This is a genomic window from Streptomyces glaucescens (assembly GCF_000761215.1).
GTDB lineage: Bacteria > Actinomycetota > Actinomycetes > Streptomycetales > Streptomycetaceae > Streptomyces > Streptomyces glaucescens_B.
In genome coordinates this window covers 2,600,705-2,623,827 of the sequence record NZ_CP009438.1, presented here as the reverse complement: position 1 = coordinate 2,623,827, position 23,123 = coordinate 2,600,705, and the positions used below count along the sequence as shown (strand labels likewise).

General features: G+C 73.7%; 17 protein-coding genes. 6 read left to right on the top strand and 11 right to left on the bottom strand.

Translation table 11 applies throughout. The features are described 5' to 3' along the window. The first annotated feature begins 8 nt into the window (after positions 1-8). Complete coding sequence (locus SGLAU_RS11275; protein ID WP_043500714.1) at positions 9-605, top strand: TetR family transcriptional regulator; 597 nt, start codon at positions 9-11, stop codon at positions 603-605. A 15-nt stretch (positions 606-620) separates the two neighbouring features. Here SGLAU_RS11275 and SGLAU_RS11270 read toward each other — a convergent pair whose 3' ends face one another. Continuing rightward, positions 621-2,123, bottom strand: a complete 1,503-nt coding sequence (locus tag SGLAU_RS11270; RefSeq protein ID WP_052414082.1) for an MFS transporter — start codon at positions 2,121-2,123, stop codon at positions 621-623. A gap of 77 nt (positions 2,124-2,200) precedes the next feature. On the opposite strand from SGLAU_RS11270, the gene dusB reads away from it, so the two are divergent. Beyond that, on the top strand, positions 2,201-3,355 hold the full coding sequence (gene dusB / locus SGLAU_RS11265; protein WP_043500711.1) for a tRNA dihydrouridine synthase DusB: 1,155 nt from the start codon (positions 2,201-2,203) through the stop codon (positions 3,353-3,355). Here the strand turns inward: dusB and SGLAU_RS11260 are convergent, their stop codons facing one another. The 3 genes from SGLAU_RS11260 to SGLAU_RS11250 form a co-directional block, all read right to left on the bottom strand. Next, the gene (locus SGLAU_RS11260) at positions 3,356-4,963 is read right to left on the bottom strand and encodes a CDP-alcohol phosphatidyltransferase (RefSeq protein WP_244315196.1); all 1,608 of its coding nucleotides are present in this window, start codon (positions 4,961-4,963) and stop codon (positions 3,356-3,358) included. It lies immediately after the preceding gene. A gap of 185 nt (positions 4,964-5,148) precedes the next feature. Further along, the gene (locus SGLAU_RS11255) at positions 5,149-7,101 is read right to left on the bottom strand and encodes a glycogen debranching N-terminal domain-containing protein (RefSeq protein ID WP_043500710.1); all 1,953 of its coding nucleotides are present in this window, start codon (positions 7,099-7,101) and stop codon (positions 5,149-5,151) included. Further along, a complete protein-coding gene (locus SGLAU_RS11250) occupies positions 7,098-8,624 on the bottom strand; it encodes an MGH1-like glycoside hydrolase domain-containing protein (protein ID WP_078957680.1) in 1,527 nt (508 codons plus the stop codon). Before SGLAU_RS11250 ends, SGLAU_RS11255 begins: the two co-directional genes overlap by 4 nt. A 120-nt stretch (positions 8,625-8,744) precedes the next feature. Here SGLAU_RS11250 and SGLAU_RS11245 point away from each other — a divergent pair, with 120 nt between their 5' ends. Continuing rightward, positions 8,745-10,043 carry an ROK family protein gene (locus SGLAU_RS11245; protein ID WP_244315195.1) on the top strand — a complete coding sequence of 433 codons (1,299 nt, stop codon included), beginning with the start codon at positions 8,745-8,747 and terminating at the stop codon, positions 10,041-10,043. Between the two features lie 419 nt (positions 10,044-10,462). Continuing rightward, positions 10,463-13,210 carry a pyruvate, phosphate dikinase gene (gene ppdK, locus SGLAU_RS11240; protein WP_052413710.1) on the top strand — a complete coding sequence of 916 codons (2,748 nt, stop codon included), beginning with the start codon at positions 10,463-10,465 and terminating at the stop codon, positions 13,208-13,210. A gap of 183 nt (positions 13,211-13,393) precedes the next feature. Here ppdK and SGLAU_RS11235 read toward each other — a convergent pair whose 3' ends face one another. Next, positions 13,394-13,864, bottom strand: a complete 471-nt coding sequence (locus tag SGLAU_RS11235) for an ArsI/CadI family heavy metal resistance metalloenzyme (protein WP_043500704.1) — start codon at positions 13,862-13,864, stop codon at positions 13,394-13,396. 188 nt (positions 13,865-14,052) lie between these two features. On the opposite strand from SGLAU_RS11235, the gene SGLAU_RS11230 reads away from it, so the two are divergent. Further along, entirely contained in the window at positions 14,053-14,466 is a 414-nt protein-coding gene (locus SGLAU_RS11230) for an arsenate reductase ArsC (RefSeq protein ID WP_043500701.1), read from the top strand. A 137-nt stretch (positions 14,467-14,603) separates the two neighbouring features. Here SGLAU_RS11230 and SGLAU_RS11225 read toward each other — a convergent pair whose 3' ends face one another. From SGLAU_RS11225 to SGLAU_RS11200, 6 genes are all read right to left on the bottom strand, one after another. Next, positions 14,604-15,092, bottom strand: coding sequence for an excalibur calcium-binding domain-containing protein (locus SGLAU_RS11225; RefSeq protein ID WP_043500700.1), 489 nt, complete (start codon positions 15,090-15,092; stop codon positions 14,604-14,606). 175 nt (positions 15,093-15,267) lie between these two features. Then, positions 15,268-16,425 (bottom strand): alkaline phosphatase PhoX, encoded by a 1,158-nt coding sequence (locus SGLAU_RS11220; RefSeq protein ID WP_043500698.1) that lies wholly within the window; start codon positions 16,423-16,425, stop codon positions 15,268-15,270. A 373-nt stretch (positions 16,426-16,798) separates the two neighbouring features. Continuing rightward, positions 16,799-17,152, bottom strand: a complete 354-nt coding sequence (gene nirD, locus SGLAU_RS11215) for a nitrite reductase small subunit NirD (protein WP_043500694.1) — start codon at positions 17,150-17,152, stop codon at positions 16,799-16,801. Beyond that, positions 17,149-19,773: a nitrite reductase large subunit NirB gene (gene nirB / locus SGLAU_RS11210; protein WP_043500691.1), complete on the bottom strand. Its 2,625-nt coding sequence runs from the start codon at positions 19,771-19,773 to the stop codon at positions 17,149-17,151. Before nirB ends, nirD begins: the two co-directional genes overlap by 4 nt. Next, positions 19,773-20,987, bottom strand: coding sequence for an NAD(P)/FAD-dependent oxidoreductase (locus SGLAU_RS11205; protein ID WP_043500689.1), 1,215 nt, complete (start codon positions 20,985-20,987; stop codon positions 19,773-19,775). The genes nirB and SGLAU_RS11205 overlap by 1 nt, the downstream gene beginning before the upstream one ends. A gap of 772 nt (positions 20,988-21,759) precedes the next feature. After that, on the bottom strand, positions 21,760-22,668 hold the full coding sequence (locus tag SGLAU_RS11200; protein ID WP_043500686.1) for an NAD(P)-dependent oxidoreductase: 909 nt from the start codon (positions 22,666-22,668) through the stop codon (positions 21,760-21,762). Positions 22,669-22,773: 105 nt separating this feature from the next. Between SGLAU_RS11200 and SGLAU_RS11195 the strand changes: the two genes are divergently transcribed. Then, on the top strand, positions 22,774-23,121 hold the full coding sequence (locus SGLAU_RS11195; RefSeq protein WP_043506492.1) for a winged helix-turn-helix transcriptional regulator: 348 nt from the start codon (positions 22,774-22,776) through the stop codon (positions 23,119-23,121). The last annotated feature ends 2 nt before the right edge of the window (positions 23,122-23,123 follow it).

Below are 23,123 nucleotides of genomic sequence, written 5' to 3'. Positions count from 1 at the left end.
GTCACCCCATGGCACCGAGCAGTGAGACCCTGACCGCCGAGCGCATCCTCGAGGCGACCGAGGAGGTGCTGCGCCGCCACGGCCCGGCCAAGGCCACCGTGGTCGACGTGGCCCGCGCGCTCGGCGTCAGCCACGGCAGCGTCTACCGGCACTTCCGCACCAAGGCGGCCCTGCGCGAGGCCGTGACGAAGCGCTGGCTGGACCGTACGTCGCTGGAGCTGGCCGGCATCGCCGCCGAGCGGGACCGCGACCCGGAGCAGCGGCTGCGCGCCTGGCTGCGGTCCCTGTTCGACGCCAAACGCCGCAAGGCGGGCCAGGACCCGGAGCTGTTCGCGACGTACATGGTCCTGACCCGCGAGAGCGGCCAGGCGGTCCCCGAGCACATCGCCGACCTCACGGCCCAGCTGACGGACATCGTCCGCGCGGGCCTCGACGCGGGCACCTTCACCGCCTCCGACCCGGCCGTCACCGCCCGCGCGGTCTTCCACGCCACCGGCCGCTTCCACGACCCGTGCTACGCCGAGGAGTGGGCGGCCCCCGGCGTCGAGGCGGAGTTCGAGGCGCTGGTCGACCTGGTGGCGCGGGGACTGCGGGCCGGGCACTGACGGAGCGGCGGCACGTCAGTCCCGCTCGGGGCGCGGAGCACCGCCCGGCCGGCCCCCGGCCACTCCCCGGGTACGGCCCGCCGCCCCCACGGCCTCCCGCGTCCCGTCCCGCTCCAGCCGCGCAGCGGCACGCTCGGCCGTCCCGCGGGCCCACCGGCCGCTCGTGAGGGCACCCAGCACCAGCACCACCGCGCCGCAGCCCGTGAGGATCCACCAGCCGGGCACGGCCGCCGCGACGAACGCGTCCCGGGGTTCCGACGTGCCCAGGCCCGCCGCCAGGACGGCGCCCACCACGGCGACACCCAGGGTCTGCCCCAGTTGCCGGCTGGTGGAGGCGACGGCGGCGGCCACGCCCGCCCGGGCGCGCGGCATCCCCGACACGGCCGTGTTGGTGATCGGCGCGTTCACGAAGCCGAAGCCCACGCCGAACAGCACGTATCCGGTGAGGAGCCCCGCGTTCGACGTCTCCGCCCCGGCCACCGCGAACAGCGCCGCGCTCGCCGTCATCGCGACTCCCGCGACCAGCAGCGGCAGCCGTGGTCCCCGGCTGCCCACGAGGCGCCCGGACAGGGGCGCGCAGAGGAAGGTCGGTACGGCCATCGGCAGCATCCACAGTCCAGCGTGCAGCGCGTCCAGGCCGCGCACGTTCTGCAGGTACAGCGTGGACAGGAACAGGAAGCCGCCCAGCGCGGCGAACGCCGCGATCGCGATCACGGTGGCCCCGCTGAACGGCGCCGACCGGAAGAACCGCAGGTCGACCAGTGGGTCGGCGCGCCGCGGCTCGTACACCAGCAGCGCAGTCAGCGCGGCCGCCGCCACCAGCGCGAACGGCAGTACCGCCGGGAGTCCGGCGGCGGGCGCCTCGATGATCGCGTACGTCAGTCCGCCGAACAGCAGGATGACCAGCGTCTGCCCGACCGGGTCGGTCCGGCGGGCCCTGGCCGCGCGGGACTCGGGCACGTACCGGAGGGTCAGCAGCAGCGCGGCGAGGCCCACCGGGAGGTTGACCCAGAAGATCGCCCGCCAGCCGACCGACTCCACGAGCAGGCCGCCCACGAGCGGGCCCGCGGCCATCGAGATCCCGACCACCGCCCCCCAGGCGCCGATCGCGCGGGCGCGTTCACGGGGGTCGGTGAAGGTGTTGGTGATGATCGACATGGCGACCGGGTTCAGCATCGAGCCGCCCACCGCCTGCACCATCCGGAAGGCGATCAGTGCGTCCAGTCCGGGGGCCATGGAGCACAGGGCCGAGCCGATGGTGAAGACCACCAGTCCGGCCATGAAGACCCGTTTGCGGCCGATCCGGTCGGCCGTCGACCCGGCGAGCATCAGCAGCGAGGCCAGCACCAGGGTGTACGCGTCGATCGTCCACTGGAGGCCGGACGTGGTGGCGTGCAGGTCGTCCTGCATCGCCGGGAGCGCCACGTTCAGCACGGTGTTGTCGAGGCTGACGATGAGCAGGCTCATGCAGCAGATCGCGAGCACGAGGAGGCGCCGCCGGTGGCTGAGCTCGGGCATGTTCCCATCGTACGCCGACATCTGTAGTGCGCCTAACTAAAGAACTCTCCCCGTTCATCGCGCGGCACAATGGAGGAATGCCCACGCCCACGCCGCCGCCCGCACCGCCCCTGCAGATCGGCCCCCACACCGTCCGGCCGCCCGTCGTCCTCGCCCCCATGGCGGGGATCACCAACGCCCCCTTCCGCACCCTGTGCCGGGAGTTCAGCGGCGGCAAGGGCCTGTTCGTCAGCGAGATGATCACCACGCGGGCGCTGGTGGAGCGCAACGAGAAGACCATGCAGCTGGTCACCTTCGACCCCACCGAGCAGCCCCGCTCGATCCAGCTCTACGGCGTGGACCCGGTCACCGTCGGCAAGGCCGTCCGCATGATCGCGGAGGAGGACCTCGCCGACCACATCGACCTGAACTTCGGCTGCCCGGTCCCGAAGGTCACCCGCAAGGGCGGCGGCTCCGCCCTGCCCTACAAGCGGAACCTGCTCCGCGCCATCCTCCGCGAGGCCGTCGCCGGCGCCGGGGACCTTCCCGTCACCATGAAGATGCGCAAGGGCATCGACGACGACCACATCACCTACCTCGACGCCGGCCGCATCGCCGTCGAGGAGGGCGTCACCGCCATCGCCCTGCACGGCCGCACCGCCGCCCAGCACTACGGCGGCACCGCCGACTGGGACGCCATCGCCCGGCTGAAGGAGCACGTCCCCGAGATCCCCGTGCTCGGCAACGGCGACATCTGGTCCGCCGAGGACGCGGTCCGCATGGTCCGCGAGACCGGCTGCGACGGCGTCGTCGTCGGACGCGGCTGCCTCGGCCGGCCGTGGCTCTTCTCCGACCTGGTGGCCGCCTTCGAGGGGCGCCCCGACGACATCGCGCGCCCCGCCCTGCGCGAGGTCGCCGACGTCATGGTGCGGCACGCCCGGCTGCTCGGCGAGTGGATCGGCGACGAGTCCAAGGGCGTCGTCGACTTCCGCAAGCACGTCGCCTGGTACCTCAAGGGCTTCGCCGTCGGCTCCGAGATGCGCAAGCGGCTCGCCGTCACCTCCTCCCTGGAGGAGCTGCGCGCCGGGCTCGACGAGCTGGACCTGGACCAGCCCTGGCCGGCCGGCGCCGACGGCCCCCGCGGCCGTACCTCGGGCAACAACCGCGTCGTCCTGCCCGACGGCTGGCTGAAGGACCCCTACGACTGCGCGGGCGTCGGCGAGGACGCCGAGCTGGACACCTCCGGCGGCTGATCAGCCCTTCCGGCCCGAGGGCGTGGAGCCGTAGGCGGTCAGGAACCGGTCCCGGAACGCGTCCATCCGCCACACCGGCGCGTCCCGGGCGGGCTCCAGCCCGTCCGACCAGCCCCAGCCGTCGATCTTCTCCAGGACCTCCGGGTCCTTGGCGACGATCGACACCGGCACGTCCCGGCCGGCGCCCTCGCCGCTGACCCGGGCGATCGGCTGGTGGTCGCCGAGGAAGACCAGGACGGTGTCCTCGTCGCCGTAGCGCCGCAGCCACTGGGTGAGGCTGGTGACCGAGTACTCCACCGACCGGCCGTACGCCGCCTTGGAGCGGGCGGAACTGGCCACCACGTCCGCCGGGTCCTCGCCCTTCGCCTCGATGCCCTCGAAGATCCGCCCGTCGCCCAGCTCGTCCCAGCCGACCAGCTCGGGCAGCGGGGCCCACGGCTGGTGGCTGGAGGTGAGGATGACCTCCGCCATCAGCGGCTTGTCCCGCTCCTTCCCGTGCTCCAGCCGCTGGAACGCCTCCAGCGCGTACTGGTCCGGCATGGTCGACCAGCTGAACTTCGGACCCCGGTAGCCCAGCCGGTACGCGTCGTAGACATGGTCCAGGCCGTAGAACTCCGCCTCCGGCCAGCCCTTGCGCACCCCCGGCATGACCCCCACCGTCCGCCACGCCCCCGTCTTGCGGAACGCCTTGGTGAGGGTGAGGTGGTCGCTGGAGGTGACCGTGCGGTACCGCTGCTGGTTGGCGATCCACAGCCCCGACAGGAACGTGGAGTGCCCGAGCCAGCTGCTGCCCCCGTACGTGGCCGAGGTCAGCCAGCCGCTCCTCGCCCGGAACCCCGCCCTCGCCAGCGCCCCGGTGCTCGACTCCAGGGTGCGGTGCACGCCCGGGCGGATCGCCGGGTCCTCGATGGCGCTGCGGCCGTAGCTCTCGATGAACGCGAAGATCACGTCCTTGCCGCGCAGATCGGGGACGAGCCGCGCGGGCGGGGTCGCCCGGAACGCGTCGTTCCTCGCCTCCCTCGCGAACGCCGCCTCGTCCCGCAGGGTGGCCCGCACCCGCTCCGTCTGGAGCCACACCAGCGCCGACGCGTGGTCGGAGGCCACCGGCAGCCCGGCGAACTGCACCCCCAGCGCGGCGGTCGTCGTCCACACCACCGCGGCGGCGAGCGTCGAGCGCACGGCCACCGGGCGGTGACGGGCCAGCAGTTCGCCCAGCCGGACCGTGGCCAGTGTCAGCAGCGCGCACAGCAGCAGCGCCAGCACGACCGCCCCGGCCGTCAGCCCGAACGCACCCGCCGAGCCCATCGTGTCCCCGGCGTACGCCTGCGCGTCGTCCAGCAGCTCCCAGTCCAGCACCAGGTTGAAGCCCCGGCCGAGATACGCGTGGAACCCCATGTCCAGCAGGTTCAGCACCGTCAGCGCCCCCAGCGCCAGCCCGGCCAGCACCGCCACCACCCGCCGCCACCGCCCCGGCAGCGCCAGCAGCAGCGCCGCCCCGGCCACCGCCTCCACCGGGATCCGCAGGAACTTGTCCGGCGTGAGCGTGTGCAGGGTGTTCGGCAGCAGCAGCGCGCACAGCACGAGCAGGGCGGACAGGGCAGTGAGCACACGATTGAGCGCGGACACCCGGGGGCCTTCCGTACGGAGCAGGGGGAAGGCGGACCCGCAGTGGGGGAGCGGGTCCGCCACCCTGACGTACGGCCCGGCCGGACCCACTGTTCAACGCGCTCCGCCGCTCGGACGGGACCGGCCCCCGGCCCGCGCCCGTGCGACGGGCCCGCGCGCACCGCCGGTCAGGCGCCCCCCACCGCGGTCAGCAGGGCGAGCGGCGCCGCCGCCGACCGGGCCTCCCGCACGCACGCGTGCGGATGGGGCACCGGCTCGGGATGAACGGCCCGGCCGTACCCGGCCAGCACCTCCGGCAGCCGGTGCCCGGAGGCGTTCGCCGCGTCCACCAGCGCGTGCGCGACCGTCCGGGCCTCGTCGTGCAGGCCGTAGCGGGCCAGGCCGAGCGCGATCAGCGCGTTGTCGTGCGGCCACACCGCACCGCGGTGGTACGACAGCGGGTGGTACGCCGGCTGCCCGGCGGCCAGCGTGCGCACGCCCCAGCCGGAGAAGAAGTCCCCCTCCACCAGGCGCCGTCCGACGACCTCCCCGTACTCCTTGTCCAGCAGCCCCGACCACAGCAGGTGCCCGGCGTCCGAGGCGAGCGCGTCCACCCGGCGGCCGGCGCCGTCCAGGGCGAGGGCCGGGAAGGACCGCTCCGCCATCCAGAAGTCCCGCTGGAAGCGGTCCCGCAGGTCCCCCGCCGCCTGTTCCAGGAGTGCCGCGTAGGTGCCGTCCGCCCAGACCGAGCGCGCCAACTGGGAGGTGCGGCGCAGGGCGTCGTACGCGTACCCCTGCGCGCCCGCCGCCGCCACCGGGCCGCTCGGCCGGGTGCCGTCCGCCCAGCAGATCGCGCCGGGGGAGTCCTTCCAGTTCCGGTCGGCGAGGCCGCCCCGGTCGGCGCGGTGGACGAGATAGCCGCGCGAGGTCAGCCCGCCGTGGTCCAGCATCCAGCCGACCGCCGCCCGGGCGTGCGCCTCCAGCCGGCGGGCCAGGGCGGTGTCCCCGGTCTGCTCGACGTAGGCGCCGAGCAGCACCAGGAAGAGCGGGGTGGCGTCCACCGAGCCGTAGTACCGGCCGTACGGCACCTGCCCGAAGTGCGCCAGCTCGCCGTACCGCACCTCGTGCACGATCTTCCCGGGCTGCGCCAGCGCACCGGGCTGCGCCTCGGTGGCCTGGGCCGCGGCGAGCGCGGGCAGCACGGCCGCGGCGAGCTGCGGCCGGTAGGGCAGCGCGAACAGGGCGGTGAGCAGGGCGTCGCGGCCCAGCAGCGCCAGGAACCAGGGCGCCCCGCCCGCCGGTACGCGCAGGTCCTCCCCGTCCGGGCCGGTCGCCGGGATCTGCAGCGAGGCCAGATCGGCCAGGCCGCGCGCGCAGGCCGCCGCCAGCTCGGGCCAGCCGGTGGGGAACGCCACGCCCTCCATGAACCGGCCCTCCCGGGCCAGCAGGTCCTCGCTCACGGCGGCGGGGGAGCGGGGCACCCGCAGCGTCCGCTTCTCCCCGTGCGGCCGCGCGATCACCCGCAGCGTCAGCTCGGCCGTGCCGTGCGGCTCCAGGCCGAGCGTCCACACCAGGCGCCGGGCGCCGGTGCCGGTCTCCTCCACGGAGTCCGGCGCGGGCTCGGTGGTGACCGTGGTGCACGACCGCCACTCGCCGCGCTGATAGGTGAACTCCAGCCCGTGGCGGAGGACGTGGCGGCGGCGGACCGCGCCCGGCTTGTCGTAGGTGCGGTGGTCGGCGCGGAGTTCGAACTGGTCGGTGAAGTCGGCGTCGGCGGTGACGGCGAGCCGCACCGTGGTGGGCACCGGCCGGTTGCTGGTGACCCGCAGCCGCTCCACGAACGAGCTGTCGCCGACCGCCTGCTCCCGGAAGACCGTGCAGGCGGGCGGTTCCTGCCGGCCGCCGCGCGGGACGAGCACACACCGCGCGGTGTCCCCGCCGGCCACCGGGGACAGCGTCTCCGGCACCGCGCCGTCGACGGTGAGCTGCCACCGGCTCAGGTGCCGGGCGTCCCGCACGAAGAACCCGTCGGGCAGGCTCGCGCGCCCCGCGCCGCCGGTCCGTACGCCGCTGATGTCGCCGCCGTCGCCCACGGCGGCGTAGGTGCCGCCGTGCACGAGCGGATGATGCCGGTCCGTCATCCCCGGTCCCCTCCCCTGAGTTCACTGCTGGCGGTGGTCTGGTCGTGCAAGGGCCGCTCCGCCGTCCGGCCGAGCGGATCGTGCGGGTGGCGCCGGCCGTACGGGGCGCGCGGGTGCTGCGGGTCGTACGGGCCGTAGGACAGGTCGAGGGCGAGGGCGGCGGTCCAGCCGAAGCCGGTCGCGCCGCAGGCCTCGCCGGTGTACGGATCCACGTACTCCGCGAACCCGGAGGTGTCCGCGAGGGCGAGGACCGCCGAGCGCAGCGCGTCGGCCCGTGCCCGCTCGCCGTGGGTGCGCAGCCCGCGCTCCACCAGCCAGGCGGTGTTGAACCAGGCCGGGCCGCGCCAGTACCGCTGCCGGTCGAAGGACTCGCCGAGCAGGTCGTAGCTCGGCACCAGGCGGGTGCTGACGCCGAGTCCGAAGTGCGGGCCGGTGAGGGTGCGGACCAGGGCGTCGGCGACCTCGCGGGGCAGGGTGGGCAGCAGCAGCGGGATCAGGCCGCCGACACCGCGCTCGGGGATCGGCTCGCCGGAGCGCACGTCCCGGCAGAGGAACATCCCCTTCCGCTCGTCGAACAGACGGTCGATCAGGACGTCCGTGAGCCGCTCCGCGCGCGCCTGCCGGGCCGTGCCGGCCGCGCCCAGTTCCCGGGCGATCCGGGCGAGGGCGTGCTCGGAGGCGATGAGCAGCGCGTTGAACGCGGGGTCCTCGACGGCGAAACCGCCCCGTCCGGCGCCGTGCCCGCCACCCGGCGCGTCCCGGTAGCCGCGGTCCCGGTAGGCGGCGGCGAGCCGTACGTACCGGCCGTAGTCCAGGTCCGTCGGACGGTCCTCGGGGGCGCCGTGGGCGAGGTCGGCGCGGCGGAAGGAGCGGGCCGGGGCCGGGGTCACGCGGGCCAGCGGGCCGTCCCAGCACGGGCTGTTGTCCATGCCCTGCTCCCAGGGGTGGACGACCGCGGCCAGCCCGGCGCCGCCCAGGTCACGGCGGTGCAGCAGATAGCGGTGCCAGGCGGCCAGCCGCGGATGGACCCGGGCCAGGAAGCCGCGCGCCCGGGACAGGCCCGGATCCGCCTCGTGCACCAGCCAGGCCGCCAGCGCGTGCACCGGTGGCTGCACGATCCCCGACGTCTGTACGGTGCGCGGGGCGCCCGCGGCCCGGCCCGCGCTGACGGACCGCCAGAAGTCGGGGCTGGGGAAGTAGGCGTCCAGCGGGACGGAGGGATTGAACACGATGTGCGGCACGCGTCCGTCGCCCCACTGCGCGGCGAGCAGGGTCTCCAGCTCCGTCTGGGCCCGTAACGGCGACAGGTGGCGCAGGCCGATGGCGATGAACGCCGAATCCCAGGACCACTGGTGGGGGTACAGGCCGCGGGACGGCACGGTGGAGGTGCCCGTCCAGTTGGCCTCGAGGACCCGTACGGCCTTGGTCCTGATGCCGGTCCGCGCCCCGTCGGGGCCGCGCGGCGGAACGTGTGCGAGGGCGCTTTCGGCGCCGGGGAAGGGCAGTTGGGCGGTGCGGTCCACTCGGGGCTCCCCGCGAGGCGTCCGGCCGACCGGTTCGGTCTTGGCCACCATGGAGTTACGTCTATTTAACACGCAAAACTCAATATGTAATGCAGGCTTGGGAAACACAAGGGGGTGCGCATGACCGGACGTCCGGGAAGGCCCGGCAGAACCGCGCGGACCGCACGGACCGCGGGCACCGGCAGGAGCGCGGGTGACGGCGGGGCCACGGCGAGCGGGAGGGGCGGCGGCCAGGCGAGCGCCGGCGAACTGCTCGAACTGGTGCGCAGCGGACGCGCCACCACCCGCGGCGCGCTCCAGCAGGTCACCGGGCTCTCCCGGGCCACCGTCGGACAGCGCCTGGACCGGCTGTTCCGGGCCGGGTGGCTGCGCGAGGGCGCCGGCGGCCCGGTCGGCTCGCCGCTCGGCGGACGGCCCTCCATCACCCTGGAGTTCGACGACGAGCACGCGGTCGTCCTCGCCGCCGACCTGGAGACCCGGCACGCGCGGGCCGCCGTCCTCTCCCTCACCGGTGAGATCCACGCCGAACACACCGGCACCCTCCTCGTCGAGGACGGTCCCGACGCCGTCCTCGGCGAACTGGGCCGCTGGTTCGCCGGGCTGCTGGACGAGGCCGGACACCGCGCCGAGGAGGTCTGCGGCATCGGCCTCGCGGTGCCCGGCCCGGTCGACAGCGACACCGGCCGGGTCGTCCAGCCGCCGATCATGCCCGGCTGGGACGGCTACGACATAAGGAGCCGCCTGGCCCGCGCGTTCACCGAGCACACCGGAGCCGCCGGGGTCCCGGTGCTGGTCGACAACGACGCCAACCTCATGGCGTACGGCGAGCAGCGCGCCTCCCACCCCGACTGCTCGGCCTTCGTCCTGGTCAAGGTCTCCACCGGCATCGGCGCCGGGGTCGTGGTCGACGGTTCGCTCTACCGCGGCATCGACGGCGGCGCCGGGGACATCGGCCACATCCGGGTGCCGGAGGGCGCGGGCGCGCTGTGCCGGTGCGGCTCCTACGGCTGTCTCGCCGCGGTCGCCAGCGGCGGTGCCGTGGCCCGGCGGCTCACCGAGAGCGGGGTGCGGGCGGCGTCCGGATCCGACGTGCGCGCCCTGCTGGCGGCCGGGCACCCGGAGGCGGTGGGGCTGGCCCGGGAGGCCGGGCGCCGGGTCGGCGAGGTCCTCGCGACGGTCGTGACCCTGCTGAACCCCGGGGTGCTGATGATCGCGGGCGATCTGGCCGGGACCCCCTTCCTCACCGGTGTGCGGGAGCTGCTGTACCAGCGGGCCCTGCCGCGCTCCACCGCTCATCTGGAGGTCGTGACCTCCCGGCTGGGGGAGCGGGCCGGCCTGCTGGGTGCGGGTGCGCTGGTCGTGGACCACCTGTACGCGCCCGAGCGGGTGGAGGAGCGGCTGCGGGCGATGGGGGTGTGACGAGGGGGTTTCCGTAGTGGGGGTCCGTCTTGGGGACCCGTCCGCATGGTGAAATCCCGTCGGCTGTGGCAGCGTGATTCTCGCCACCCTTGATAAGGGTTGCGCTCAGATGAGCGGATCATGGGCGACTGCACTTCTCCAAAGGGTGGCACTCAGTGCCACCCTTTGATCGTTCATCGACCGAACTCATACGCGCCAGAGGTTGCTCATGTGAGCGGCAATTCCGGTCTACGGGGGTTGCTGCGTTCAAGAAATGAAAACATCGCCCGTCGGTGGCTTGCCAAGCTTTGACTTTCGATCCGCTGGCGGACGGGTGGTTACAGGCGCATGACGCGCAAGTGGACGTACCCAGCAGCCTTCGATCTGGGTATGTTCCTCGCCGTCAGGGCAGCCACCGCGGCCTCAAGGAGTCGAGACCCGTGTCGGAAAACAAAGATCCTCAGGTAGCCGAGCCGGTCGGCAGCGTTGAGGGCGTGAAGTTCGTCTACGACTTCACCGAGGGCAACAAGGACCTCAAGGACCTCCTCGGCGGCAAGGGCGCGAACCTCGCCGAGATGACCAACCTGGGCCTTCCCGTCCCGCCCGGCTTCACCATCACCACCGAGGCCTGCAAGGTCTACCTGGACAGCGGCGAGGAGCCGGCGGCACTGCGTGACGAGGTGAGTGCACACCTCGAAGCGCTGGAGCAGCGGATGGGCAAGAAGCTCGGCCAGGCCGACGACCCCCTCCTCGTGTCGGTCCGCTCCGGAGCCAAGTTCTCCATGCCCGGAATGATGGACACGGTCCTCAACATCGGCCTGTCCGACAAGTCGGTGCAGGGCCTCGCCCGGCAGGCCGGCGACGAGCGGTTCGCCTGGGACTCCTACCGCCGCCTCATCCAGATGTTCGGCAAGACCGTCCTCGGCGTCGACGGCGACCTCTTCGAGGACGCGCTGGAGAAGGCCAAGGAGGCCAAGCAGGTCACGGTCGACACCGAACTGGAGGCCGCCGACCTGAAGAAGCTGGTCACCGCCTTCAAGAAGATCGTCAAGAAGGAGGCGGGCCGCGACTTCCCGCAGGACCCGCGCGAGCAGATGGACCTCGCCATCAAGGCGGTCTTCGACTCCTGGAACGGCGACCGCGCCAAGCTCTACCGCCGCCAGGAGCGCATCCCGCACGACCTCGGCACCGCGGTCAACGTCTGCTCCATGGTCTTCGGCAACCTCGGCCCGGACTCCGGCACCGGCGTCGCCTTCACCCGCGACCCCGCCTCCGGCCACCAGGGCGTCTACGGCGACTACCTGCAGAACGCCCAGGGCGAGGACGTCGTCGCGGGCATCCGCAACACGGTCCCGCTCGCCGAGCTGGAGTCGATCGACAAGAAGTCGTACGACCAGCTCATGCAGATCATGGAGACCCTGGAGAACCACTACAAGGATCTCTGCGACATCGAGTTCACCATCGAGCGCGGCCGGCTCTGGATGCTCCAGACCCGCGTCGGCAAGCGCACCGCCGGCGCCGCCTTCCGCATCGCCACCCAGCTCGTGGACCAGGGCCTCATCGACGAGGCGGAAGCCCTCCAGCGCGTCACCGGCGCCCAGCTCGCCCAGCTGATGTTCCCCCGCTTCGACGAGAAGGCGAAGGTCGAGCAGGTCGGCCGGGGCATCGCCGCGTCGCCGGGCGCGGCCGTCGGCAAGGCGGTCTTCGACTCGTACACCGCCGTCAAGTGGTCCCGCTCCGGCGAGAAGGTCATCCTGATCCGCCGCGAGACCAACCCCGACGACCTCGACGGCATGATCGCGGCCGAGGGCATCCTCACCTCGCGCGGCGGCAAGACCTCCCACGCGGCCGTCGTCGCCCGCGGCATGGGCAAGACCTGTGTCTGCGGCGCCGAGGAACTGGAGGTCGACACCAAGCGCCGCCGGATGACCGTGCCCGGCGGGCACGTCGTCGAGGAGGGCGACCTCATCTCCATCGACGGCTCGACCGGCAAGGTCTACCTGGGCGAGGTCCCCGTCGTCCCGTCCCCCGTCGTCGAGTACTTCGAGGGCCGGATGCACGCGGGCGCCGACGACGCCGACGAGCTGGTCGAGGCCGTGCACCGCATCATGGCGTTCGCCGACCGCAAGCGCCGGCTGCGGGTCCGCGCGAACGCGGACAACGCGGAGGACGCGCTGCGCGCCCGCCGCTTCGGCGCCCAGGGCATCGGCCTGTGCCGCACCGAGCACATGTTCCTCGGCGACCGCCGTGAACTGGTCGAGCGCCTGATCCTGGCGGACACGGAGGCGGAGCGCGAGGAGTCCCTGAAGGAGCTGCTGCCGCTCCAGAAGCAGGACTTCGTGGAACTCTTCGAGGCGATGGACGGCCTCCCGGTCACCGTCCGTCTCCTCGACCCCCCGCTGCACGAGTTCCTCCCCGACATCACGGAACTCTCGGTCCGCGTCGCCCTCGCCGAATCCCGCCAGGAGCCGCACGAGAACGAGCTGCGCCTGCTCCAGGCCGTCCACCGCCTGCACGAGCAGAACCCGATGCTGGGCCTGCGCGGCGTACGCCTCGGCCTGGTCATCCCCGGCCTGTTCACCATGCAGGTCAGGGCCATCGCCGAGGCGGCGGCCGAGCGCAAGGCGGCCAAGGGCGACCCGCGCGCGGAGATCATGATCCCGCTCGTCGGCACCGTCCAGGAGCTGGAGATCGTCCGCGAGGAGGCCGACCAGGTCATCGCCGAGGTCCAGGAGGCCACCGGCACCGAGCTGAAGCTGGCCATCGGCACGATGATCGAGCTGCCGCGCGCCGCCCTCACGGCCGGCCAGATCGCGGAGGCCGCGGAGTTCTTCTCCTTCGGCACGAACGACCTGACCCAGACGGTGTGGGGCTTCAGCCGCGACGACGTCGAGGCCTCCTTCTTCACCGCGTACCTGGAGAAGGGCATCTTCGGCGTCAGCCCCTTCGAGACCATCGACAAGGACGGCGTCGGCTCGCTCGTCGCCGCCGCGGCCAAGGCGGGCCGCGCCACCCGCCCCGACCTCAAGCTCGGCGTCTGCGGCGAGCACGGAGGCGACCCCGAGTCCGTGCACTTCTTCCACGAGGTGGGCCTGGACTACGTCTCCTGCTCCCCGTTCCGCATCCCGGTCGCCCGCCTGGAGGCCGGCCGCGCGGCCTCCACCTCGGAGGGCAGCGACCACCGCTGAGCCCTCCGGGCACGGCACCGAGGCTCCGAAGCCGCCGCTTGTCACCCGACCCTCACCGATCGGCGGCGGCTTCGGTCTCTCAGAAGAGGGCGGCACCCTGTGCGGGGGTGCCGCCCTCTCGCGCATTGCGCTCTCTGACGGTGCCGGGGGACGGCCGGGCGGGGTGCCGGGCCGTGCGGATCGTCAGCCGCAGGCGCATCCGGCCGCTGCCGGGGTGTCCTCGGTGGTCCGGCTGGTGCAGCATCCGTCGGCGGTGGCGTGGGGGCCGGCGCTCTTGCCGAGCGTGCCGGCGTCGGCCTTCACGACGTAGACCTCCCAGGGCTCCCGGCCGGGGCCGTGGACCCACACCTTGTCCTGGACGGCGTAGCAGCAGGAGGTGTCGTTCTCCTCGAAGGTGGCCAGGCCGGCGTCCTTGAGCCGGGTGGCGGCGGCGTCGACCTGCTCGGTCGACTCCACCTCGACGCCGAGGTGGTCGAGGCGGGTCTCCTGGCCGGGCTCACCCTCGATCAGCACGAGCTTGAGCGGGGGCTCGGAGACGGCGAAGTTGGCGTAGCCCTCGCGCCGCTTGGCCGGTTCGGTGCCGAACAGCTTCGAGTAGAAGGTGATCGACGCTTCCAGGTCACTGACACGCAGGGCGAGCTGAGCGCGGGACATGACGGGCTCCCATCCGGTTGTATTGATGTCCGTCGATGCAAGATTGCGCGCTGGATCGAAGGCTGTCAACATAGAGACGCATCTAATCAGGATGGTGTCCGCGCTGACCGGTTCCGCGCACGTCGCCCTGTACGCCCGCCGCCGCTTCGCCGCCCCTGTCGTCCCCGCCCGCCCGGAGGATCCCGCCCGTGCCTGACACCGCCACGCCGTCCGTGCTCTTCGTCTGCGTCCACAACGCCGGACGCTCCCAGATGGCCGCCGCCTTCCTCACCCGCCTGGCGGGCGACCGCGTCCAGGTCCGCTCCGCGGGCTCCGCTCCCGCCGACACCGTCAACCCCGCCGTCGTGGAAGCCATGGCGGAGGTGGGCATCGACATCGCGGCGGAGGTGCCCAAGGTGCTCACGGTGGACGCGGTCCGGGCGTCCGACGTCGTCATCACGATGGGCTGCGGCGACACCTGCCCCGTCTTCCCCGGCAAGCGCTACCTCGACTGGCAGCTCCCCGACCCGGCCGGGCGGGGCGTCGAGGCGGTCCGCCCGATCCGCGACGAGATCGAGCAGCGCATCCGCGGCCTGGTCGGCGAGATCGCCCCGGAGCGCTGAACCTGGGCGCGGCCGGCCGGTACCGCGCCGCCGCGGTGACCGCTCCGCCGGTGCCGAGTCGGCAGCCGGTCAGGGCCCGCCGAGGTGACGCGCCTTCGAGCCGGCGGGCGGTCCCGGCCGGCCCGCGTCGTCCGGGCTCAGGTGTCGCAGGCCGTGCCGTCGTTGTCGCGGTCGAGGTGGGAGGCGTAGCCGGGTTCACCGCGGTGGATGGGGGCGGCACCGGCCGCGCGGGCCTCGCTGCAGTTGGCGTAGTGGACGTCGGTGCCGGTGTCGGTGTCCGTCTCGACGGAGGTGCCGGAGTCGCCGGTGTCCGCGCCCGCCGGCGGCTGGGCGGTGACCGTCGTCGTGGCCCGGACCGTCCGGGTGGCGGTGACCGTCGGGACCGGCTGCGGCTCGGGTGACCGGGTGACCGTCGCGGTGGCCGTCACCGTCCGGGTGGGGGCCGGTCCGGTGGCCACCGGCTCGGCGTCCGGCGCGGTCCCGTCCTCGCCGGCGCCCGCTCCGAGACCGATGAGGAAGGCCAGGGCCAGGGCGGGCAGCACGAAGCGTTTGCGGGCCCAGCGCGGGGCCGGGCGCGGGGCCGGGTGGCCGGGGCTCGTGGGTGGTGTGGTGTACGGGTTGCTCATCTCGTCCCCCCGGACGTCCGGTGCGTGGGGGACGAAGGTAGTGCCCGGGCCGCACCCCGGGTGGCGAGTGTGGCCGTTTCGTGATGGTGGCGTGGAGGGCCGGTGCGGGAGGACGGGTGCGGGGGGTGGCGCCGCCCGGTGCGGGCCACCCCCGTTCGTGCCGGCCGTGCCGGTGTCACGCCCGGAAGGGGCCCGTCACCTCGTACGTGATGCCGCCGGACGAGCTGCCCGTCGTGCCGCGCTGGCTGGAGAAGTACAGGCGGCGCCCGTCGGGGGAGAACGCGGGGCCGGTGATCTCGGAGGCGGACTGGTTGTCGATGCGCAGGAAGGGGGCGATGACGTCGTCGGGGGTGATGACGCAGATCTCCATGTTGCCGCCGTCCTCGGCCACGAAGAGGTCGCCCGAAGCGGTGCCCGTGACGTTGTCGACGCCCGTGAGCGGGGCCGTGCCGCCGGTCACCAGGGAGTCGTCGTAGGCCAGTTCGATCGTCTGGGCCGCCGCGTCGTACTGCCAGACGCGGTTGTCGCCCTTGGTGGTGAACCAGCAGGTGTCGTCGGCGTAGTAGCAGCCCTCGCCGCCGTTGAAGCGCTTGGCGCCGGCGACCTGGTTGCGGGTGGCGGTCGCGCCGGTCGGGTCGGGGACGCGGGCCCAGGTCACGGGTCCCGAGGTGCCGGTGCCCGCGACCAGGACCTCCAGGGTGCCGGAGGAGAGGTCGCCCCAGGTGGTGGGCCGGAAGCGGTAGAAGCAGCCGTCGGTGACGTCCTCGGTCAGGTAGACGACCTTGCGGACCGGGTCGGCGGCGGCCGCCTCGTGCTTGAAGCGCCCCATGGCGTCGCGGCGGACGGCGGCCTTGGTGCCCCAGGGGTCGGTCTCGTAGACGTAGCCGCGGTCCACCTCCTCGCAGGACAGCCAGGTGTTCCACGGGGTCTTGCCGCCCGCGCAGTTGGTGCGGGTGTTGGAGAGGATGCGGTAGGCGCCGGTGATGGCGCCCGTCGCGGAGAACCTCACCGCGCTCGCGCCGCCGCCCGGGTTGATCTCCGAGTTGGAGACGTAGATCCAGCCCGTGCCGTCGGCGTAACAGGCGCCGCCGTCGGGGGCGTCGTGCCAGGTGTACGAGGTGCCCGCCACCCGCTGTCCGGAGCGGGCGATGACGCGGCTGGTGAAGCCGCCGGGGAGTCTGATGCCGTTGGCGTCCGGGCTGCCCAGGGGGCCGTAGGGGCCGGTGCCGGGCTGGGCGGGGGCCGCGTACGCGGCGCCGCGCCACAGGGTTCCGCCGAGGGCGGCGGAGGAGCCGCCGATGAGGGCCGCACGCAGGAGGCTACGACGTTCCACTCTCACTCCAGGAGTGCCGTGTCCGCCCCGCCGCCGGTCGGTGGCGGGGTCGCGCGTTCCGGGACCCTAGGGGAGATGGGTGGACGGGCCGTTGATTCGCCGTGACGCGTCGGCGTACGCGGGAAGGGGGCCGTGCGGCGGACGGTCCGGGAGCGGTGGTCGGGGGCGCCGGGCCGGCCGGTCCTCCCGCGGCGGGCGGCAGGCGGCGGCAGCAGGCGGGAGGCGGGCTGCGGGAGCCGACAGGCCGGAGGCGAGAGCCGGAAGGCGGCAGGCGGCAGGCGACTCGTGGCACGTGACCGCCACCGTCCGCCGGTCCCGGGCGGGCAGGCCGGGCGGGAGCGGCGGACGGTGGCGGGCGGGGCTGCGGGAGGGCTCAGGCCGTCCGCACCTCGTACGCCGTCACACGTACGGTCTCGTCGTCCAGGCACTGCCCGGACAGCAGGTCGAAACGCTGCTTCAGCAGCGGGGAGGCGACGAACGGGCGGCCCTGGTGGGTGCCGGTGAGGCCGCGGGACAGGACGGCCGCGCCGGTGAACGGGTCACGGTTGTCGATGGCGTACAGGCTGCCCCGGCGGTCGCGGAAGACGGCCACCTGGCGGCCGTCCGGGAGCAGGGCCGCCACACCGCGGCCCGGCAGCAGGACGTGCAGGTCGCAGACGGTGAACCAGTCGTCCTCGGTCAGCCGGAGCTGGACCTTCAGATCGGTCGTCTCGGGTGCCAGGGTCATCGCTGGGCGCTTCCTTCCAGAACGTCTTCGCCGGCGGGGCGGCGCAGGCCGATCGAGAGCAGGGGCAGGTCCGGCTTCATCTGGTCGCGCTCGGGGACGAAGGCCACCACCGGGTCCGGGGTGTCGGGCGCGTTGACGAAGGACACGAACCGGGCGAGCTTCTCGGGGTCGTTGATGGTTTCGGCCCACTCGTCGCGGTAGTGGGAGACATGGGCGGCCATCAGGGCCTCCAGCTCGTCGCAGATGCCGAGGGAGTCGTGGACGACCACGTCGCGCACGTGGTCCAGGCCGCCGGGGATCCGCTCCAGCCAGGTGCTGGTGCGCTCCAGTCGGTCGGCGGTGCGGATGTAGAACATCAGGAACCGGTCGATGAGGCGGATCAGCTCGGCGTCCGAGAGGTCCTGGGCGAGGAGGTCCGCGTGGCGCGGGGTGGCGCCGCCGTTGCCGCCGACGTAGAGGTTCCAGCCGTTGGACGTGGCGATGACGCCGAAGTCCTTGGACTGGGCCTCCGCGCACTCGCGGGCGCAGCCCGAGACGGCCGACTTCAGCTTGTGCGGGGAGCGCAGGCCCCGGTAGCGCAGTTCCAGGTCGATCGCCATCCGGACGGAGTCCTGGACGCCGTAGCGGCACCAGGTCTGGCCGACGCAGGACTTCACGGTGCGCAGCGACTTGCCGTAGGCGTGGCCGGACTCGAAGCCGGCGTCGACGAGGCGGGCCCAGATCGAGGGGAGCTGTTCCACGCGCGCGCCGAACATGTCGATGCGCTGCCCGCCGGTGATCTTGGTGTAGAGGCCGAAGTCCCGGGCGATCTCCCCGATCACGATGAGTTTCTCCGGGGCGATCTCACCGCCGGGGATGCGGGGGACGACGGAGTACGACCCGTTCTTCTGGAGGTTGGCCAGGAAGTGGTCGTTGGTGTCCTGGAGTGCCGCCTGCTCGCCGTCCAGGACGTAGCCGTCGGCGCCGATGGCGGGGGCGAGGGAGGCGATGATCGAGCCGACCGTGGGCTTGCAGACCTCGCAGCCGTCGCCGCCGCGCGCCTCCTCCCGGCCGTAGCGGTCGAGCAGGTCCTGGTACGAGGTGAGGCGCAGGGCGAGGACGATCTCGTACAGCTCCTCGCGGGTCTGGGCGAAGCAGCCGCACAGGCCCTTGTCGACCTCGATGCCGCCGGCCTCCAGCTCGGCGGTGACGAGCTGGCCGAGGACCTTGACGCAGGAGCCGCAGCCCGTGCCGGCCTTGGTGCACTTCTTCACCTCGGGCACGGTGGTGCACCGGTGGTCGGTGACCGCGCCGCGGATGGTGCCCTTGGTGACGTTGTGGCAGGAGCAGACGACCGCGTCGTCGGGCAGCGCGGACGGGCCGAGCTGGGCCGGGGCGCCGGCGCCGGCCGGGAGGACGAGCTGCTCGGGGGAGACGGGCGGGACCGAGCCGGTGAACGCGCGCAGGGTGCCGTAGGCCTCCGCGTCGCCCACCAGGATGCCGCCGAGGAGGGTGCCGTCACGGCCGATGACCAGCTTCTTGTACAGGCCGGAGCGGGAGTCGGAGTAGACGACGTCGAGGCAGTCCTCGGCGGTGCCGTGCGCGTCGCCGAAGGAGGCCACGTCGACGCCGAGCAGCTTCAGCTTGGTGGACAGGTCGGCGCCGGTGAAGGACGCCTCGGCGGCGGCGATGGTCGCGGCGGCCGTCTCGGCCTGCTCGTAGCCGGGTGCGACCAGGCCGTACACCCGGCCGTCCGCCGCCAGCGCGCACTCGCCGATGGCGAAGACGTGCGGGTCGCTGACCGTGCGGCACTGCTCGTCGACCGCGATGCCGCCGCGCTCGCCGACCGTGAGGCCGCAGTCGCGGGCCAGCTGGTCGCGGGGGCGGACACCGGCCGAGAAGATCACCATGTCGGTGGCGAGCTCCGAGCCGTCGGACAGCTTCATGCCGGTGACGGCGCCCGCGGCATCGGTGAGGATCTCCTGCGTGCCCACCCCCGTGTGCACGGACAGGCCCATGTCCTCGATGGTGCGCAGCAGTGCCGCGCCGCCGCCGTCGTCGACCTGCACCGGCATCAGCCGCGGCGCGAACTCCACGATGTGCGTGTCGACCCCGAGGCCCTTGAGGGCGCCCGCGGCCTCCAGTCCGAGCAGGCCGCCGCCGACCACGGCACCCGAGCCGGCCCGGCCCTTCGCGTACTCCTCGATGGCGAGCAGGTCCTCGATGGTGCGGTAGACGAAGCAGCCCTCGGCGTCCTTGCCCGGGACCGGCGGCACGAACGGGTACGAGCCGGTGGCCAGGACGAGGACGTCGTAGCCGACGACGAGACCGGAGCGGGCGGTCACCGTGCGGGAGTCGCGGTCGACCGTCTCCGCCGGGTCCCCGAGGTGCAGCTCGATGCCGTGTTCCCCGATGAACGCCAGGTCCGTCAGGGACAGTTCCTCGGGCGACCTGCCTGAGAAGTACGAGGTGAGCTGCACCCGGTCGTACGCGGGACGCGGCTCCTCACAGAGCACGACCACACGGTGCGTGGCGGTCAGGCCGCGCTCGGCGAGTGCTTCGAGGAAGCGCTGGCCGACCATGCCATGGCCGACGAGCACGATCGTGGGGCGCTCCCCGGCAGCAGGTGCGGTCGTGGACATCAGGAGCCTCCGTCATGGGTGAGCAGGTGGAGCAGGGGGCTGCCGTCGGAGGGGAGCGGCTCTGCTCCCTCCCAGGCGCGGGCGAGCGCGCCGACGGTGCCGAGTTCGCCGACGAGGACCCCGCCGACCAGGCGGTCGTCGCGGACGACGACCTTGCGGTAGGTGCCGCGGGTGGCGTCGGCGAGCTGCACGACGTCGTCTCCCGGGCGGGGCTGCGTCTCGCCGAACGCGGCGAGGTCGAAGGGGGCCTGACCGGAGAGGGTGAGGCGGGTGAGGGAACGGGTGCCGGTGTAGCGGGCGGTGCCGTCGCCGGCGAGCAGCCGGGCCAGCACGTCCGCCTGTTCCAGCGCGGGGGCGGCGAGCCCGTACACGGTCCCGTCGTGCTGGGCGCAGTCCCCGATCGCCCGGATGTGCGGGTCGGAGGTGCGCAGCTCGTCGTCGACCAGGACGCCCTTGTGCACGGCGAGCCCCGCCGCCCTGGCGAGACCGGTCCGCGGGTGCACCCCGCAGGCGAGGACGACGAGGTCGGCGTCGAGGGCGTAGCCGTCGGCCATCTCCACCGAGCGGACCGCGCCGCCGACCACCCGCACGTCCCGCACCCGCAGGTCGGTGTGGACCTCCACGCCGAGGTCGACGAGGTGGCGCCGGACCAGCCGGGAGGCGGCCGGGTCGAGCTGGCGTTCCATCAGCCGCTCGGACTGCTGGGCGAGCACGACCTGCGCGCCCCGCACGGCGAGGGCACGGGCCGCGGAGACGCCGAGCAGACCGCCGCCGATGACGACCGCGCGGACGCCCGGCCTGACCGCCTCGGACAGGCCCAGGCAGTCGTCCATCGTGCGGAAGGCGTGGACGCCCCGCGGCAGTTCGTGATCCGGGGTGAACAGTCCGCGCAGGGGTGGCAGCACCGGGTTGGAGCCGGTGGCCAGGACCAGCGTGCCGTACGCGATCCGCGAGCCGTCCGCGCAGTGCAGGGTGCGGCCCTCGCGGTCGATGCCGGTCACCCGGGCCCGGGTCAGCTCGCCGGGCGCGGGCAGGGCGATCACCTCGGGGCCGTAGCGTCCGGCGAGCACTTCGGCGAGCAGCACGCGGTTGTAGGGCCGGTGCTCCTCCTCGCCGACGAGCAGCGCGGGCGTGCCGAGCTCACCGAGCCGCCGGGCGAGCCGTACGCCCGCGAGGCCGGCGCCGATCACCACCACACGCTTATTCGAGGTCATGCCCCTGAGCGTGCGGCGCGGGTGTTACCCGGCCGCATCGCGGCTGTTTCACGCGCGGAACTCTGCCCTCAGCGGGGGCGGGCGAGGAGTGTGAGGCGGGCGCGCGGACCGCTGGGCGGGCTGCGGGGGCACCGCTGACGCGTTCCGGTCCGACGGGTGGCCTGCCTCCTGCGGCCTCCGGCCTGCGGGTTGCGGCCTGTGGCCTGCGGCTGCCGGTCGTGGCGCTCGGCACCGCCGAAGGCCCGTACGCGGCACCTGCGACGGCCGTGCCGCGCCGAGGCGGGTACGACGGCCCGTGCCGAGGCGGGTACGACGGCTCCTCCGCGCCGCAGCGAGCCCGACGGCCAATCAGTCCCCGAGGCTGCCGGGCGGGCCGTGACCGGCGGCCGGCTGCTCCAGGTGTACGGCACCTGGCTCCGGGGCGGGCGGCCGGGTGATCGGGTCGGGTGGCACCTGGGTTCGGTGCGGGCGGTATCGGGCGGGGCGGTTCCGATGGGGGGCGTTGGCCCCGGCCGGGTCGGGTGGCACCTGGGTCCGGGGCGGTTGGCGGGGCTGATCGAGGCGGGCGGGCGGCCCGGGGCGGGGACGAGAGCTCGGCCCTGTCCGGATCGGGGGAACCGGGCTCCGGGGCGGGTGGCCCGGCTGATCGGGGCGGGTTGGCGGCACCGGGTGGGACGGCCCCGGCGGGTGCGGTGGCCCGCCCGTGCTCCGGGCTCAGGTCGTGCTTCGGCTCAGGCCCCGGCGGGTGCGGTGGCCCGCCCGTGCTCCGGGCTCAGGTCGTGGCGGGACGCGCGGTGAGGAGGTCGACCAGGCCCGTGGTGTCCTCGTCGCCGTGCCCGTCGTCGAGCCGCCGCCGCATCAGCCGCATGACCGGCTCCAGCAGCTCACGGCTGACGCCCTGTTCGTCCGCCGTGCGCAGCAGGGTCCGCTGACCGGCCTGCACCTGCATGGCGAGGTTGGAGACCACCCCGGTCGTGTAGTCGCCGGTGCTCAGCCGCTCGGCCGTCTGCGGCACCGAGGCCGCCATGGCGTGCAGCCAGCCCTCCAGCAGCGGGGCGAACTCATTCAGCGGGATGTCCTCCCCGCGCACCAGCGCGAAGGCGTGCGAGATCCCGGCGAACATGCCGTACATCCCGCTCAGCAGCGCCACGTCGTGCAGCGCGGCGAAGCCCGGGTCGGTGCCGACGAACCGGGTGTCCGCCGGGACGGCGAGGGTGTCCCGGTGCTCCTCGAACAGCTCGGACGAGCCGCTGTAGAAGACGTACGCCCCGGAGCCGGGCTGCCCGATCATCGGCGGTACGGCCATGATGCCGGCGTCCACGAAACGCGCCCCGCGTGCCTCGGCCCAGGCGGCGCGGGTGCGGCCCTCGGCGGGGGTGCCCGTGGTCAGGTTCACCAGGTCGCGGCCGGACAGGCCGGCGTCCTCGAGCGCCTCCCCGAGCGAGGCGTCGTCCAGCAGGCAGGCGACGACCAGCCGGTTGGCGGCGACCGCCTCGGCGGCGGTCGCGGCGACGGCCGCGCCCTCGGCGGCCAGCGCCTCGGCGCGGGCGGCCGTACGGTTCCAGACGGTCACGGGGTGTCCGGCGGCCAGCCAGGCGCGGGCCAGGGCGGTGCCCATGGCGCCGGTGCCGAGCAGGGTGAGTGGCGTGCGGGGGGTGCGGGAAGAGGCGTTGTCGGTCATGGCGTTTAGCCTCATGGTGGTGAACGGCCTGCTCAAGTACGCACTTTCGAGTGGGTGGTTACCGCCGGGGAAGGGTCCAGGCAGCAGGAGGGGCGGGTGTCGGGCATGGCGGTCGGACGGCGGGCCGGGTCGTACGTCTGCGGGGTGGACGCGGCGATGGACGTGATCGGCGGGAAGTGGAAGGTGCTCATCCTGTGGGCGCTCAGCGAGCGGCCGCACCGGTTCGGGGAGCTGCGCCGCGCCGTGCCCGGCGTGACGGAGAAGGTGCTCGCGGCGCACCTGCGGGAACTGGAGGCCGACGGGATCGTGCACCGGCGGGAGTACGAGGAGGTGCCGCCCCGGGTGGAGTACTCGCTGACGCCGCGCGGTGTCGCGCTGAACGAGGCGCTGGAGCCGCTCGGCGCGTGGGGGAAGGCGAACGTGCTGGGGCAGGCGCCGGAGCCGGTGGCGTGACC

Coding starts and splice junctions, on each gene's coding strand:
- SGLAU_RS11275 (WP_043500714.1), top strand. CDS start 9: ATGGCACCGAGCAGTGAGACCCTGACCGCCGAGCGCATCCTCGAGGCG.
- SGLAU_RS11205 (WP_043500689.1), bottom strand. CDS start 20,987: ATGACCTCGAATAAGCGTGTGGTGGTGATCGGCGCCGGCCTCGCGGGC.
- SGLAU_RS11270 (WP_052414082.1), bottom strand. CDS start 2,123: ATGCCCGAGCTCAGCCACCGGCGGCGCCTCCTCGTGCTCGCGATCTGC.
- SGLAU_RS11195 (WP_043506492.1), top strand. CDS start 22,774: ATGGCGGTCGGACGGCGGGCCGGGTCGTACGTCTGCGGGGTGGACGCG.
- nirB (WP_043500691.1), bottom strand. CDS start 19,773: ATGTCCACGACCGCACCTGCTGCCGGGGAGCGCCCCACGATCGTGCTC.
- SGLAU_RS11225 (WP_043500700.1), bottom strand. CDS start 15,092: ATGAGCAACCCGTACACCACACCACCCACGAGCCCCGGCCACCCGGCC.
- SGLAU_RS11200 (WP_043500686.1), bottom strand. CDS start 22,668: ATGACCGACAACGCCTCTTCCCGCACCCCCCGCACGCCACTCACCCTG.
- SGLAU_RS11255 (WP_043500710.1), bottom strand. CDS start 7,101: ATGACGGACCGGCATCATCCGCTCGTGCACGGCGGCACCTACGCCGCC.
- SGLAU_RS11235 (WP_043500704.1), bottom strand. CDS start 13,864: ATGTCCCGCGCTCAGCTCGCCCTGCGTGTCAGTGACCTGGAAGCGTCG.
- dusB (WP_043500711.1), top strand. CDS start 2,201: ATGCCCACGCCCACGCCGCCGCCCGCACCGCCCCTGCAGATCGGCCCC.
- SGLAU_RS11245 (WP_244315195.1), top strand. CDS start 8,745: ATGACCGGACGTCCGGGAAGGCCCGGCAGAACCGCGCGGACCGCACGG.
- nirD (WP_043500694.1), bottom strand. CDS start 17,152: ATGACCCTGGCACCCGAGACGACCGATCTGAAGGTCCAGCTCCGGCTG.